The 14,714-nt window shown below is 65.7% G+C and carries 13 protein-coding genes; 9 read left to right on the top strand and 4 right to left on the bottom strand.

Annotation, left to right across the window (positions count from 1 at the left end; translation table 11 throughout):
• Positions 1 to 39 precede the first annotated feature (39 nt).
• Positions 40 to 780 carry an acetoacetate decarboxylase family protein gene (locus AABQ55_RS29425; protein ID WP_272808600.1) on the bottom strand — a complete coding sequence of 247 codons (741 nt, stop codon included), beginning with the start codon at positions 778 to 780 and terminating at the stop codon, positions 40 to 42.
• Positions 781 to 1,056: 276 nt separating this feature from the next.
• On the opposite strand from AABQ55_RS29425, the gene AABQ55_RS29420 reads away from it, so the two are divergent.
• Positions 1,057 to 1,821, top strand: coding sequence for an acetoacetate decarboxylase family protein (locus AABQ55_RS29420; protein WP_272808599.1), 765 nt, complete (start codon positions 1,057 to 1,059; stop codon positions 1,819 to 1,821).
• Between the two features lie 16 nt (positions 1,822 to 1,837).
• Positions 1,838 to 2,659 carry a pyrroline-5-carboxylate reductase gene (gene proC, locus AABQ55_RS29415; RefSeq protein ID WP_272808769.1) on the top strand — a complete coding sequence of 274 codons (822 nt, stop codon included), beginning with the start codon at positions 1,838 to 1,840 and terminating at the stop codon, positions 2,657 to 2,659.
• Positions 2,660 to 2,709: 50 nt separating this feature from the next.
• Here the strand turns inward: proC and AABQ55_RS29410 are convergent, their stop codons facing one another.
• From AABQ55_RS29410 to AABQ55_RS29400, 3 genes are all read right to left on the bottom strand, one after another.
• Entirely contained in the window at positions 2,710 to 3,738 is a 1,029-nt protein-coding gene (locus AABQ55_RS29410; RefSeq protein WP_443021246.1) for an amino acid ABC transporter substrate-binding protein, read from the bottom strand.
• 189 nt (positions 3,739 to 3,927) lie between these two features.
• Complete coding sequence (locus AABQ55_RS29405; RefSeq protein ID WP_272808598.1) at positions 3,928 to 4,716, bottom strand: IclR family transcriptional regulator; 789 nt, start codon at positions 4,714 to 4,716, stop codon at positions 3,928 to 3,930.
• Positions 4,717 to 4,812: 96 nt separating this feature from the next.
• Complete coding sequence (locus AABQ55_RS29400; RefSeq protein WP_272808597.1) at positions 4,813 to 5,961, bottom strand: alpha-hydroxy acid oxidase; 1,149 nt, start codon at positions 5,959 to 5,961, stop codon at positions 4,813 to 4,815.
• A gap of 221 nt (positions 5,962 to 6,182) precedes the next feature.
• Here AABQ55_RS29400 and AABQ55_RS29395 point away from each other — a divergent pair, with 221 nt between their 5' ends.
• The 7 genes from AABQ55_RS29395 (at position 6,183) to hemC (ending at position 14,675) form a co-directional block, all read left to right on the top strand.
• Entirely contained in the window at positions 6,183 to 7,613 is a 1,431-nt protein-coding gene (locus tag AABQ55_RS29395) for an FAD-binding oxidoreductase (protein WP_272808596.1), read from the top strand.
• A gap of 71 nt (positions 7,614 to 7,684) precedes the next feature.
• Positions 7,685 to 8,767 (top strand): ABC transporter substrate-binding protein, encoded by a 1,083-nt coding sequence (locus tag AABQ55_RS29390; RefSeq protein WP_244768626.1) that lies wholly within the window; start codon positions 7,685 to 7,687, stop codon positions 8,765 to 8,767.
• 74 nt (positions 8,768 to 8,841) lie between these two features.
• Positions 8,842 to 9,942, top strand: a complete 1,101-nt coding sequence (locus tag AABQ55_RS29385) for an ABC transporter ATP-binding protein (protein ID WP_272808595.1) — start codon at positions 8,842 to 8,844, stop codon at positions 9,940 to 9,942.
• A gap of 4 nt (positions 9,943 to 9,946) precedes the next feature.
• Positions 9,947 to 11,716 (top strand): ABC transporter permease subunit, encoded by a 1,770-nt coding sequence (locus tag AABQ55_RS29380; protein ID WP_272808594.1) that lies wholly within the window; start codon positions 9,947 to 9,949, stop codon positions 11,714 to 11,716.
• A gap of 68 nt (positions 11,717 to 11,784) precedes the next feature.
• The gene (dapA, locus tag AABQ55_RS29375) at positions 11,785 to 12,690 is read left to right on the top strand and encodes a 4-hydroxy-tetrahydrodipicolinate synthase (protein ID WP_272808593.1); all 906 of its coding nucleotides are present in this window, start codon (positions 11,785 to 11,787) and stop codon (positions 12,688 to 12,690) included.
• Between the two features lie 95 nt (positions 12,691 to 12,785).
• Positions 12,786 to 13,625 carry an IclR family transcriptional regulator gene (locus tag AABQ55_RS29370; protein WP_272808592.1) on the top strand — a complete coding sequence of 280 codons (840 nt, stop codon included), beginning with the start codon at positions 12,786 to 12,788 and terminating at the stop codon, positions 13,623 to 13,625.
• Between the two features lie 117 nt (positions 13,626 to 13,742).
• A complete protein-coding gene (gene hemC, locus AABQ55_RS29365; RefSeq protein WP_272808591.1) occupies positions 13,743 to 14,675 on the top strand; it encodes a hydroxymethylbilane synthase in 933 nt (310 codons plus the stop codon).
• Positions 14,676 to 14,714 lie beyond the last annotated feature (39 nt).

The following is a 14,714-nucleotide window of genomic DNA, read 5'->3' as shown; positions in this document are numbered from 1 at the left end:
CGCCGGATCCGCAAAACCGGATCCGGCGCCGCAAATGCGTCAAACGAGCGACGCGACGACGGTCGGCACGCCGTTTTCCGGCGTCGAGGCGAAATCGCCCACCGTATATTCGGCGCCGAGCACCTCGGCGATCCGCAGCCGTTCCCCGCCAACCGAAATCGTCGGGCCGAGGGAAACGCGGCCGCGACCGACCTTGCGCTCCGTCAGCTTGTAGTCCTTGATGGTGTTGCGGCTGATGATGTCGAAGGTCTGGAAACCCGGCCCGTTGACCTCAGGCACGGCACGCACCTGGTAGTGCGGGAAGAGGCGCAGGTCCGCCCAGGCCTCGCGGCTGACCGAGGGGTCGAAATCCACCGCGATCTCGAACATGACGTCGTCGTAGAGCGAGGTCTTGCCGCGCATGCCGGTCGCCGTCTCCTCCAGTTCGATCCGGGCGAAATGCTTGGGATACCCCCACAGCTCCCGCCCGCCGGCGACGGTCGTGTGCTTGTCCTCGTATTCGAAATAGTAGGTGCCGCCGACATGCTCGCCGTATCGGACCGGCAGGATGACCGCGGCGTCGAAATAGGTGCGGCCGGAATTGTTGCCGAAATCGGCGATGGAGACGACGAAGCGGTCATCCGCCAGCTCGAAGGGCAGCGGGTCCAGAAGGCGCTCCATCTGCGCGCGCTCGCCCCGGCAATAGACCGAGAGCGTCTTCAGGCCGGGGCAGGCATAGGTGACGTTTCCCGGGCCGAAGCGCAGGAAATTCCAGAATTGCAGGGGGTCGTACGGTTTCATGTCGCTCACAGCCGTTCAAAATTTCATTGCACTGACATTTCAGATCAATTTTGAAATTCTGTCAAGCGAACTTCCCGCCAAGCCGCTCGAACTCTTCATATCTCACTGATCAGAATACATTATTTCGATTCCCGGCAGGAAATAAGGCTTGGGATTTACGCTCTTCCAAGTGCTGGTAGCCGCGGAAATCGCTTGACGACACGAAAGTCCCCTATATCAAATTCATATAAATGAATTTTGCAGAATATTTCTTCACGCACCGCTAAGAGGACCGCCATGAATCGCATCCCCCTTCAGAACGGCAACAACATGCCGCTCCAGGCTCCCCTGATTCCCGATCCGTTCGTGCCCTACGAATGCCCCGGCAACCGCAGCCTCAACGCGATCTGCCGGGGCGATCCGGCCATCCTCGGCCAGTATTTGGAAAACACGCCCTTCACGCTGAACGGCGACCGGTTCCTCGTCTACGTTTCCGACTTCACCAACTGCCGCAAGGCGCCCTTCATGGATGCGGGCATCGTCATTCCGGTCCGCTTCGGCGAGCGCGAGGGCGGCTATTTCCTCTTTGAATACGAGGACAACGACGCCGCCATTGCCGCCGGCCGCGACCTCTGGGGCTATCCGAAAAAATTCGGCACGATCACGCTGGAGGAGAAGGACGGCGGCGCGAGCGCGCGCGTCGTGCGCCACGGCGTGCCGCTCATCACCATCGACTGCCGTTTCGACGGGACGGAGACGGAGCCGCTGAAGACCACGCCGCATCTCAACATCCACATCCAGCCCGCGCCGGACGGCACGATCCTCAACAAGCGGGTGATCGCCCGCGACACCTCGCCGGATTTCCGCCTGACCTCCTGCCGCTGGGGCTCGGCGGCGGTGTCGCTCGGTTCGCTTCCCACCGATCCGATCGGCCCGCTCGGCCCCGTGACAGTGCTGGCCGCCAGCTATGTCGTCGGCGATTTCTTTGCCACGGAAGAGAACGGCTGGGGCAAGACCATTGCCGATCTTGTGGTCAACGGCGTTCCGACGACGGAGGCCTGACATGGACGACAATACCATGAGCGGCCCGCTGTTGCTGGTCGGATGCGGCAATATGGGCCGCGCGATGCTGCGGGGCTGGCTGGACGCGGGCTTCACCCGCGCCGACGCGGTTCATGTCGTCGAGCCGGCCGGTACGCTGCGCGAGGAGGCCGGTGTGCTCGGGGTCAGGACCCATGTCTCGACGGAAACGCTCGAACCCGGCTTCAAGGCCGCGCTCGCGATATTCGCCGTCAAGCCGCAGGCCATGGCCGCAGCACTGCCGGCCTATCGGCCGCATGTGGCCGAGGGTGTCACCGTGAGCATCGCCGCCGGCATTCCACTGGCCTCCATCGCCGCCGGCCTCGGCGAGGTTGCGATCGTCCGGGCCATGCCGAACACGCCGGCGGCCATCGGCAAGGGCTCCATCGTCCTTTGCGCGAACGAACGGGCGAGCGCGGCGCAGGTCGCGAGTGTAACGCGGCTTTTGTCGGCGAACGGGACGGTGCACCGGGTGGAAAGCGAAGCGGCGATCGACGCGGCGACCGCCATTTCCGGCTCCGGTCCCGCCTATGTCTTCCATTTCATCGAATGCCTCGCCGACGCCGGCGTAAACCTGGGCCTTCCCGCTCCCCTCGCCCTGGCCCTTGCAAGGGAAACGGTCGAGGGAGCCAGCGCCCTGGCCATGGCGACGGGCACGCCGCCGTCCGACCTGCGCCGGCAGGTCACCAGCCCCGGCGGCACGACGGAGGCGGCTTTGACCGTCCTGATGGGGGACGAGGGGCTGCGGGACGTGATGCGCAAGGCGGCGGTGGCGGCGCATCGGCGCGCGGTCGAACTGGCCGGGACGACATCCGCCTGAAAGCCGGACGCTGCCGGAGGCGGTCGCCCGCCTCCGGCGATCATAGGCGTTCAGCGCACGGGCATGGCGTATTGCAGGCCGTGGTCGGTCCACAGCCCGTTCAGGCCGCGGGCGATCTTGAGCGGGCTGCCCGAGCCGATATTGCGGTCGAACACTTCGCCGTAATTGCCGACGGCCTTGACGATGCGCACCACCCAGTCCTCGGTCAGGCCGAGGTCGGTGCCCAGCTTCGCGTCGGCTTCCATGCCGAGCAGGCGCTTGACCTCCGGATTGGGCGAGGTCTTCATCTCATCGACATTGGCCTGGGTGATGCCGAACTCCTCGGCCTGCACCATGGCGAAATGCGTCCACTTCACGATGTTGAACCAGCGGTCGTCGCCCTGGCGCACGACGGGGCCGAGCGGCTCCTTCGAGATGATCTCCGGCAGGACCGCATGTTCGGCCGGGGCCGACAGCGACAAGCGGGCGCTGTAGAGGTTCGACTGGTCGTCGGAATAGACGTCGCAGCGGCCGCTGTCATAGGCGGACTTGGCCTCCTCGATCTTCTCGAAGACCAGCGGGGAATATTCCAGGTTGTTCGCCTTGAAATAGTCGGCAAGGTTCAGTTCCGTCGTCGTGCCGGCCAGCAGGCAGATCGTCGCGCCGGAAAGGCCGAGCGCGGAGGTCACGTCGGGCATCTTCTTGCTGTTGATGAGAAAGCCCTGGCCGTCGTAATAGGTCACCGCCCCGAAGAGGAAGCCGAGGCTCGCTTCGCGGCTCAGCACCCAGGTCGTCTGGCGCGACAGGATGTCGATCTCGCCGGATTGAAGCGCCGGAAAGCGGTCCTTCGCCGAAAGCGGCGTGAACTGCACCTTCGTCGGATCGCCCAGCACGGCGGCGGCGACAGCCCGGCAGAGGTCGACGTCGAAGCCTTCCCACTCGCCCTTCTCATCCGGCGCGGAGAAACCGGCATTGCCGGTGGTCACACCGCATTTGAGAATACCATTGGTTTTGACGTCCTCCAGCGTGCCCGCCGAGGCAACACCCGCCACAGCCAGCACCGCCCAGCAGGCAGCGCCCCACATCGCGATTTTCTTCACAGCGCAGTTCCCTTGTTGTCCTGGATTTTCGGTTCATGGGCGCTTTCGCACGCCCTCTCCTCACACACTGATCGTATAACAAATCAGGTAAATTACAATCCATTTCTTTATAATTACATTGTAATTAATAATGCGCGATAGAATCCTTCCTTCTTGAGCCATTCATCGCAAAAAAGAGAAAAAGCGCCGTCAGTTTCCGGCGAGTTCGCCGGCAAGATTGTCGACCACGCTGACGAGCAGGTCGCACGCCTGGGCATGCACCTCCTCAACGCTCGTCGTGCCGCTGAAATAGGAAAGGCCGATCGCCGCAACGTCGCCGGTCGCCGGATCGGTGAAGCCGCAGGCGAGCGTGATGTCGCTCGCCATGTCCTCCTCCACGCCAAAGGCGTAGCGTTGCGCGCGGGTCTCGCCGATGCGCTCCAGGATCCTGTCGGTCTGCCAGACCGTGTTCGGCATGACAGGCCTGAGGTCGCTGCGTGCCAGCACGTCCCGCACCTCGTCGTCCGGCAACCGGGCGAGCATGGCGATGCCCGTCGCCGTGCAATAGGCGGGCAGGCGCGCGCGCACGCCGAGCTTGTTGCCGAGCATGTCCACGGTCGTGTGCCGCTGCACGAAGACCGTCTCCGTGCCGTCGAGCATGGTGAGATTGACGGAGGCCTGCGTCTTGCGGCGCAGGAGCGAGATATAGGGCGCGACCGCCTCGACGATGCGGTTCGTCTCGGCAAAGCGCATGCCGATGTCCTGACAGCGCAGCGACAGCCGGTATTCGCCGGAGCCGGGCGTCTTTTCGAGGTAGCCGAGACGCCACAGCGTATGGGCGGCGCGCTGCGCGGCGCTCTTCTCAAGGCCCGTCACCCGGGAGATCTCGGAAAAACCCATGCTGCGGTGCGGACGGTCGAACGCCTCCAGCACGCGGAACGCCTTGACGACGCTGCCCACCAGCAGGTGATCGTCCGTATCCTTCTTCTCTTCCGCCATGCGTCCATCCACTCCCGTTCCGTCCGGCCGCCGACAATGCCCGCCCGCCGGCACCGCGTCGAGGGGACGAGGCCAGATAGATGTGAACGACGGATATTATGGCCGCCAGATCGCATCGCGCGTGATCTCCGACAGGCGCGAGCGTCCCGTGAAGGCCATGCAATGGTCGAGTTCCTCGGCGAGGATGTCGATCACGCCCTTCGCGCCCTTTTCGCCGCCCACCGCCGTTCCATAGAGGGTCGCGCGGCCGACGAGCACGGCGTCGGCGCCCGAGGCGATGTATTTGACGATGTCGCTGCCGCGGCGGATGCCGCTGTCGGCAAGGATCGTCATGCGCCCTCCGACCGCATCGGCGATCTTCGGCAGGGCGTCGAGCGCCATCGGGGCGGAATCGAGATTGCGTCCGCCATGGCACGAGACGACGACGCCATCGGCCCCGAGCGACAGCGCGCGTTCGGCATCGGCCGGGGAGAGCACGCCCTTGAGGATGAGGTTGCCGTCCCATTCTTTGCGCACCTCGGCGAAATCGTCCCAGGTCAGCCGCCGCGCCAGCTTGACATTGTCCCAGACGGCGGCGCGCGTGATGCTGGTGCGGTATTCCGGCGGATAATGCGCATAGGTCGGCACGCCCGTCGTCAGCACGTAGCGTGCCATCACGGCGAGCGACCAGCGCGGATGGGTGAGAAGATCGAGCCCGCCGGCCAGCGACGGCTTGATTGGGATGCCGAAGCCGTTGCGGGTGTTCCACTCCTTCTTCGGCGAGCGGGGCGTATCGGCGGTGAAGAGCAGGTTGCGGATGCCGAGGGCCTTGGCGCGCCGCAGGAGGTCACGCGTCAGCCCGCGATCCTCGAAGACATAGAGCTGGAACCAGAGATTGGCGCCTTCAGCGCCGGCCGCGATATCCTCCATGGAGGTCATCGACTGCGTCGCCACGCAGAAGGGAATGCCCGCCGCCCGCGCGGCGCGGGCAAGCTGCACCTCGCCGTCGTGCCAGACGAGACCCGCGACGGCCGTCGGCGAGATGATGACCGGCAGCGGCAGCGTCTCCCCGAAGATCACCGTCGAGGTATCGGGCGCGGAGACGTCGTTGAGAACGTGCTGATTGAGCCGGGTCGCGTCGAGGGCGCTGCGGATGCCCCTGAGGCCGACCTCATCCTCCGTTCCGCGGTCGATATATTCGAACATGCCGCGGGGAAGCCGCCTTTTTGCGGCCAGGCGGTAATCGGCGACGTTGAGCGGCTTCATGGTTCACCAGGGTTTCGGGCTGCATCAGATATAATCACAATGCAATTCATATGGATTTCAATACGATTTCTTGCGCGTACCTGTCAACGCAAAATCGAATCGCGCCACGATCGTTTTCCGCCTCGTTTTCGGAAAGCCGAGTCGGCGTCTTGTCAGGCCGGCAATTATCGTCTATCGTATTTCAATTATTATAATCGAAATGCAATCACTTGGGAAGACCAATGACCAAGACCCTGATTGAAGAGCTCACGGACCTCATCGGCGCCGACGCGGTGTTGACCGACGAGGCGGCGATGGCCTTCGCGACGGAGGACTGGCGCAGCCGGTATCGGGGCAAGGCGCTGTGCGTCGCCCGCCCCGCCGATGCCGCAGAGGTCGCCGGCATCGTCGCCTGCTGCGCGCGGCATGGGGTGCCGGTTCTCCCCCAGGCCGGCAATACGGGCCTCGTCGGCGGCTCGGTTCCGGCGGCCGAAGGCCCCGCGCCGGTGATCGTCGCGCTGGAGCGCCTGCGCCGCATCCGCAAGGTCGATCCGGTCAACAACACGATGGAAGTGGAAGCGGGCTGCGTGCTCGCCAATGTGCAGGAGGCGGCGCGCGCGGCGGGCCGCTACTATCCCGTCAGCCTTGGCGCGGAAGGCTCCTGCCAGATCGGCGGCACCATCGCCACCAATGCCGGCGGCACCTCGGTGCTGCGCTACGGCAATACGCGCGAGAACGTGCTCGGCCTCGAAGCCGTGCTGCCGGACGGCACCGTCTGGTCGAACATGACGGCGCTCCGCAAGAACAATACCGGCTACGACCTGAAACATCTCTTCATCGGCTCGGAAGGCACGCTCGGCATTGTCACCGCCGCCGTTCTGAAGCTGCATCCGCTGCCGACGCGCCACGCCGTCGCCTGGGCCGGCCTTGCCGATCCCGAGGCCGCCGTGCGGCTGCTGACGCGGGTGCAGGAGCAGGGCGGCGCAAAACTCTCCGGCTTCGAGCTGATGAACCGCAAGCAGCTCGACCTCGTGGTGCGCCATGTGCCGCAGCGCCGCTCGCCGCTGGAGGCCGCGCACGACTGGCACCTCCTGATCGAGCTTTCCGACACCGGTGGCGAAGACGACCTCGACGCCGCCCTTGAAGGTCTTCTCGCCCGGGCGTTCGAAGACGGTCTGGTGACGGATGCCGTGATCGCCGCAAGCGAAGGCCAGCGTGCAGCCATGTGGGAACTGCGCCACAGCGTTTCGGAAGCCAACAAGAAGGGCGGCGTCGGCCTCACCACCGACTGCGCCGTGCCCGTTTCCGCCACAGCCGACTTCATCCGCGAGGCAGGTGCCGCTGTGAAGGCACTCGCGCCGGAGGCCGAACTGGTCATCGTCGGCCATATGGGCGACGGCAACGTCCACTTCATTCCCTTCTTCAACTTCGACCAGTGGGATAAGCTGGAGGATCGCGACGCGCTGGCCGAGACGATCCGCCATGCCGTCAACGATGCCGCCCATGCGCTCGGCGGCACGTTCAGCGCCGAGCACGGCGTCGGACAGGTCTCGCTGAAGGAAATGGCCCGCTACAAGAGCCCCGCGGACCTTGCGCTCATGCGCGCCGTCAAAGCTGCCCTGGACCCCAAGGGGTTGTTCAATCCGGGCCGCCTCATTCCGCCGGACGCCTGATCCAGCGGCGACAATGCCACACCGGCGGCCATGCCGGTTCCGACAATCAACAGCGAAAGAGGAGAACTGAAATGAGCATTCTGAACCAGGGCTGGTCGCGCCGCCGGCTTCTCAAGACCACCGCCATCGCGGGTGCGGCGCTGGCCGCCCCTGCCATCTGGACGCCCTCGCGCGCTGAGGGCAAGCGTATCGTCGTGCGCGACGACGGCGGCATCTATACCAAGGCCTACGGCGCCGTCTTCTACGGCCCGTTCCAGGAGGCGACGGGCATCGAGGTCGTCGGCGTGCAGGCCAATGCCGAGCCGACCGCGCAGATCCGCTCGATGGTCGATGCCGGCGCCTATACCTGGGACATGGCCAAGATCAGCCAGCCGGCCATCCTCATGCTGACCTCCGGCGACAAGAAATACCTGGAGCCGCACGGCCTCGAAAGCGATCCCGTCATCGCCACAATGCCCAAGCAGTACATGTCGGAATACGGCGTCGGCAACAATGTCTACACCACCGTCCTCGCCTATCGCTCGGATGCCTTCGAGGGCCGCGAGGCGCCGAAATCCTGGGCCGATTTCTTCAATGTCGAAGGTTTCGAGGGCCGCCGGGCGCTGCGCAAACATCCCTTCGACACGATCGAGCAGGCGCTATTGGCCGATGGCGTCGCCACCAAGGACGTCTATCCCTGCGACATCGACCGCGCCTTCAAGAAGCTCGACACGATCAAGCAGAACATCGACGTCTTCTGGACCAGCGGTGCGCAGGTGGAGCAGATGCTGACCTCCGGCGAGGTCGACCTCATCCCGACCTGGGTCTCGCGCGCCCAGTCCGCCCGGGCCGGCGGCGCGCCTGTCGAGATCGTCTGGGACCAGAACATCTGGGGCCTCGACAGCTGGTCGATCCTCGCCGGCACGCCCAACGCCGACGCCTGCCGCGAGTTCATCAAGTTCGCCTCCGACGCCAAGCGTCAGGCCGCGCTGATGGAATATTTTGCCGCCGGCGTCACCCAGCCGGCCGCCTTCGACCTGATCGACCCGAAGGTCGCACAGGATTCGCCGACCTTCCCGAAGAACATCGAGAGCGGGGTGCAGATCGACGCCAAGTACTGGCTCGACAACCAGGCTGCCGTCATCGAGCGCTACAACAGCTGGCTGCTCACCTGATCCGCTGATCCGTATCCGGGGGCTCGCGCACGGCGTGGGCCCCGCCCCTCTCTCTCTTTTCAGCAGGGCACCCCATGTCGTCATCCAGCCTGACCGTGCAGAAACTCTCCAAACGCTACGGGGATTTCGTCGCACTCGCCGAGACGGACCTCGTCGTCGCAGAGGGCGAATTCCTCACCTTGCTCGGGCCGTCCGGCTCGGGAAAAACGACGCTCCTCAGCCTCGTCGCGGGCCTGGCGCGGCCAGACGGCGGCGCGGTGCTGATCGGCAGCGACGACGTGACCTACAGCGCGCCGCACCTGCGCGACATCGGCGTCGTCTTCCAGAACTATGCGCTCTTCCCGCACATGACCATCCTGGAAAACATCGCCTTCCCGCTGAAGATGCGCAAGGTCGAGGCCGGAGAAGCCCGCCGCCGCGCGCAGGAGGCGCTGGAGATGATCCGCCTGCCGCATATCGCGCAGCGCTATCCCAAGGAGCTTTCGGGCGGCCAGCAGCAGCGCGTGGCACTGGCCCGCTGCATGGTCTACCGGCCCTCGATCATCCTGATGGACGAGCCGCTCGGCGCGCTCGACAAGAAGCTGCGCGAGCACATGCAGCTCGAGATAAAGCGTATCCACCGGGAGCTGGGCGCGACGATCATCTACGTCACCCACGACCAGGAAGAGGCGATGACCATGTCGGATCGCATCTGCCTGATGAATTCCGGCCGGATCGAGCAGCTCGGCACGCCGGGCGACCTTTATTTCCGCCCCGAGACCCTCTTCGTCGCCGACTTCCTCGGCGAATCGAACCTCCTGCCGGCAAAGGTCGAGGCGGTCGAGGGCGGGGAGATCGCCGTGGCCATCGGCGCCGGTGCCGTCAAGGGCCGCGCGCTCGCCGACGGCCGGCTCGCGCCGGGCGCGGCCGTGCACATCATGATCCGCCCGCAGAACCTTTCCATCGCCCCGGCGGGCGAGGCGGACGGCGCAAGGCTGCAGGCGACCGTCACCGACGTCATGGTGACGGGCAGCCTCACCAAGGTCTACATGAAGGCCGCCGAAGAGGAGCTTCCCGATCTCGTCGCCGCCTTCCCGACCCGTGCGAGCGGCGAGACCTTCCGCATGGGCGACCGCGTGGCGCTTGCCTGGCACGGCACGGACGCCGTGGCGATCCCGGAAAGCGCGAGGACCTGAGCCGATGAGCGCCGCTTCCAACCGCACCCGCTCCGCGCCCATGCCGGACTGGATCAAGAACTGGCTGATGATCGCGCCGCTCCTGCTGCTGCTCGTCGGCTTCCTGGTCTATCCCGTCGGCAAGCTCCTCTCGCTCAGCTTCGTCGATGCGGAGGGCTTTTCGCTCGCCGCCTACAGGCAGCTCTTCGCCTCCGATCTCTATCTCCGGGTCCTCTGGATCACGCTGAAGATCTCGCTGATCACCACGCTGCTTTCCGTGGCGCTCGCCTATCCGGTCGCCTACCTGATCTCGACGGCCAGCCCGCGCATGAAGGGCCGGCTGATCTTCCTGGTGCTCCTCTCCTTCTGGACGAGCTTCCTGGTGCGCGCCTTCGCCTGGGTGGTGATCCTCGGCCGTAACGGCGTCGTCAACCAGTTCCTGCTGTCGATCGGCGTCATCGACCGGCCGGCCAACCTCATCTACAGCCTCGGCGCGGTCCTCGTCGGCATGGTCCACGCCATGCTGCCGCTCGCCGTCATGACCATGCTCGCCGTGATGGAGAACATCGACCGCAACCTGCCGCGCGCCGCCTCGACGCTCGGCGCCCGCCCCGGCGCAGCCTTCTGGACGATCTATTTCCCGCTCTCGATGCCGGGCGTCGCCGCCGCCGCCATCATGGTCTTCGTCACCGCCATCGGCTTCTTCATCGTACCGGCCCTGCTCGGCAGCCGGTTCGAGACGATGATCACCCAGCTCATCATCGACCAGGTGCAGCAGACGCTGAACTGGGGCCTTGCCGGCGCCATCTCCGTGCTGCTTCTCGTCGTGGTGCTGATCGTCTTCATCCTCTACGACCGGGTGTTCGGCTTCGCATCGCTGACGGGCGAAAGCCCCGCCGGCACCACCAACCGCGACACGGCAGCCCGCCGCGCCGGGGCGAAGATACTGACCATGGTGGGCGATGCCAGCGACGGGCTGATCGGCCTCTTTCCCGGCAGCGGCAAGAGCACCGACGCCGGCAAGACGCCCTGGCCTTTGACCGTCTTCGTCTGGACGATCCTCGTGCTCATCAGCGTTCCCGCCTTCCTGATGGTGCCGATCTCCTTCAGCCAGGCCGGTCTCAACTGGCCGCCCTCCGGCTTCACCACGGAATGGTATGCGCAGATGTGGAACACGCCGGTCTGGACGCAGGCGCTCTGGCGCTCGCTGACGGTGGCGCTGGGCACCGGCATCCTGTCGATGCTGATCGGCGTTCCCGCCGCCTTCCTCCTTGCCCGCGCCAATATCCGCGGCAAGGCGGCGCTGCTCGCCTTCGTGCTGTCGCCCATCGTCGCCCCGCGCATCATCATCGCCGTCGGCCTGTTCTATGTCTTCGCGGAACTGAACCTCGTCGGCACCTCGCTGGGCCTCATCATCGGCCATACGGTCGTCTGCGTTCCCTATGTGGTGATGACCATGGTGGCCGTGCTGCGCAATTACGACACGCGGCTCGACCTTGCGGCCCAGAGCCTCGGCGCGAGCCCGGCGAAGAGCCTCTATTACGTGACCTTCCCGATCCTCGCGGCAGGCATGTTCTCGGCCTTCCTCTTCGCCTTCGCCACTTCCTTCGATGAGCTGACCATCGCGCTCTTCTCGTCCGGCGGCCTCAGCGCCACGCTGCCCAAGCAGTTCTGGGACGAGGTGACCTTGCAGGTCTCGCCGGTCATCGCGGCGGTCTCCACCTGCCTGCTCGTCTTCATCTCGGTGCTGATCTTCACCGCCGACCGCATGCGCCAGCGCAGCCTCGCCCGCTGATCTCATTGCAGGGCGGCTCGCAGCCGGGCCGCCTTCACCCTCCCGCCGTTTGAAAGAAAGGAATTTCCATGCTCGACTCTACAGGCCTTCACGGCATCCTTCCGGCGATCGTCACGCCGGTCGAGGCCGACGATACGATCGACGTCAAGGCGACCGACGCGCTGTTTGCCTGGCTGAAGCAGCAGGGCATCGACGGCGTCGTGCCGCTCGGCGGCACCGGCGAATACGGCGCCGTGTCGCGCCGCGAGCGCAATCGCTTCGTGGAAATGAGCGCCAAGGCCATGGCCGGTGCGGGTCCGGTCATCCCCGGCGTGCTCGACACCGGCTTCCACGACGCGCTCGATGCCGGCAAGGATTTCGCCGCCGCCGGCGCGGACGCCCTCCTCGTCATCACGCCCTATTACACCAACCCGACGCAGGCCGGCATCCGCGACTATTTCCTGCGCTATGCCGACAATTCTCCGCTGCCGATCCTGATCTATGAGATCCCCTACCGCACCCGCATCGCCATCGATCCCGAAGTGCTGCACGAGCTGTCGCGCCATGAGCGCATCATCGGCATGAAGGCCTGCAACACGGACATGTATCATTACCTGCGCGTCGTCGCTGGCGTCGATCCGTCCTTCACGGTGCTGAGCGGCGAGGATTCGCTGTTCCCGCTGCATGTCACGGCCGGCGCAAAGGGCGGCATCGTGGTGACCGCCAACCTGCTGCCCCGCACCTGGCGGCGTCTGTTCGATCTCGCCTCCTCCGGCAAGACGCAGGAAGCGCTGGCGCTGCACCGCGAGCTGATCCCGCTGATGAACCTCGCCTTCGCCGAGACCAATCCCGGCCCGATGAAATCGGTGATGGACATGATCGGCATCGACGCGCCGCGCACGCTGATGCCGTTGCGCCAGCCGAAGGACGAACTGCGCAACGCCTTGCGCGCGGAATATGCCCGCCTGCTCGAACGCCTCGAAAAGGCCGCGTGACAGGTTTTCCGCGCCGGTGGACAACGGATATGGCTGGGTTTACAGCCATATCCGAAACGGAAGGTCCGACAGGACGGCGAGAACGGAAGACCAGCATGTCACGCAAGGCCGACATCCCGGCGACACAGGAAGAGACGAAGGACGACGGCGGCGATCCGAAGCGGTCCTCGCTGTTCGTGGGCTCGTCGGAGAAGATGTTCCGCATCCTGCACGCCTTCGACGGCCCGGCCCGGCAGATGCCGCTTTCCGACATCGCCAAGGCGGCGGGGCTCGACCGCAGCGCCGCCCAGCGGCTGGTCTATACGCTCGAAACGCTCGGCTACCTGCGCCGGGCGCACAACAGCCGCAACTATGCCCTGACCTCGCGGGTCCTGCAATTCGCCTACAACTACCTGCATGCCCATGAGGTCTTGCACAAGGCGGCCCCCTATCTCCTGCAGATCAGCCGCGGCGTCGGCGAGACCGCCAACCTGCAGGAACTCGACGGGCCCGAGATCGTCTATGTCGGCCGTTTTCCCGGCCAGCATCTCGTCAATGTCGACATCATGGTGGGAAGCCGCCTGCCGGCACTCTTCACGGCATCGGGAACCGTCATCCTGTCCCGCCGCACCGCCGCCGAGCGGGACGAGGTCTTCGCCCAGACGGACCTGCGCCCGCTGACGCCCGCCACGGTGACCGACGAGGGCCTGCTGCGCGCGCGCATCCAGGAGGCGGCCGAAAAAGGCTACGCCATCGTCGCCAACGAGACGGTGATGGGGGATATTTCCGTCGCCGCCGCCATCACCGACGACCATGGCCAGGCCGTCGCCGCCGTCAATATCGCCGCGCCCACCACCCGCTGGACCGTCGAGCGCGTCGAGGCCGAGCTTGCCCATCACGTCCAGGTGGCGGCGACCTCCATCTCCATGACGAAATTCACCCTCTTCACACCGTGACCGACCGCGCGGTATAGGCCGCAGGCTGGCAGGAATGGCGGTCGTACGGGATCGAGATCAGCCCTTCGAGATCGGCGGTGCGTTGCACACAAAATTCAGCAATGATAATCAAGCGACATGACACAGAACGCGTCCTTGAAGATCGGCACCCGGGGTTCGCCTCTGGCACTTACGCAGGCCATCGAAGCCCGGTCGCTGCTCATGGCCGCCCACGGCCTGCCCGAAGAAGCGTTCGAGATCGTCGTCATCAAGACCACCGCCGACCGGATCCAGGATCGCGCCCTGCGCGACGTCGGTGGAAAAGGTCTTTTCACCCGGGAAATCGAGGATGCGCTGCTCGACGGCACCATCGACATGGCCGTGCACTGCGTCAAGGACGTGCCGGTCGAGCGGCCGGAGGGCCTGGCGCTCGGCTGTCACCTGGTCCGCGAGGACCCGCGCGACGCCTTCGTTTCCGCCCGCTGGGAAAGCCTGTGGGACCTGCCCGAGGGCGCGGTCGTCGGCACGTCGAGCGTCCGGCGGCGCGCCCAGCTTCTCCATCGCCGGCCCGACCTGGCGATCGTCGACTTCCGCGGCAATGTCGAGACCCGGCTGAAGAAGCTGGAGGACGGTGTGGCCGTGGCGACGCTTCTCGCCGTGGCCGGCCTCAACCGGCTGCACATGTCCGGCGCCGTCGGGCGGCCGATCGACACGGGCGACATGCTGCCGGCCGTCGGTCAGGGCGCGCTGACCATCGAGCGGCGCGCGGACGACGCCCATGTCGCCGAACTGCTTGCGCCGCTCGACGATGCGGCGACCGGCTGTCAGATGGCCGCCGAGCGCGCCTTCCTCGCCGTGCTCGACGGATCGTGCCAGACGCCGATCGCCGGCCTCTCCGAGATCATCGGGGACCGTATTCACCTTCGCGGCGAGATCCTTCGCCTCGACGGCTCCGAGGTGATCTCGGCCTCCGGCGAGGCGGATGTCGCGGACGCCGCCGAACTTGGCCGCAGGCTGGCCCGGCAATTGCTCGACCAGGCCCCGAGCGACTTCCTGGTGAAGACCCTCTGAATGACGAAAGGCCACGTCCGGCGGGCGCGGCCTTTCCAT

This window comes from Shinella sp. WSD5-1, assembly GCF_963942435.1.
GTDB classification, from domain to species: Bacteria; Pseudomonadota; Alphaproteobacteria; order Rhizobiales; family Rhizobiaceae; genus Shinella; species Shinella yambaruensis.
The sequence above is the reverse complement of the archived record's forward strand: the minus strand, read 5'-3'. Positions and strand labels throughout refer to the sequence as shown.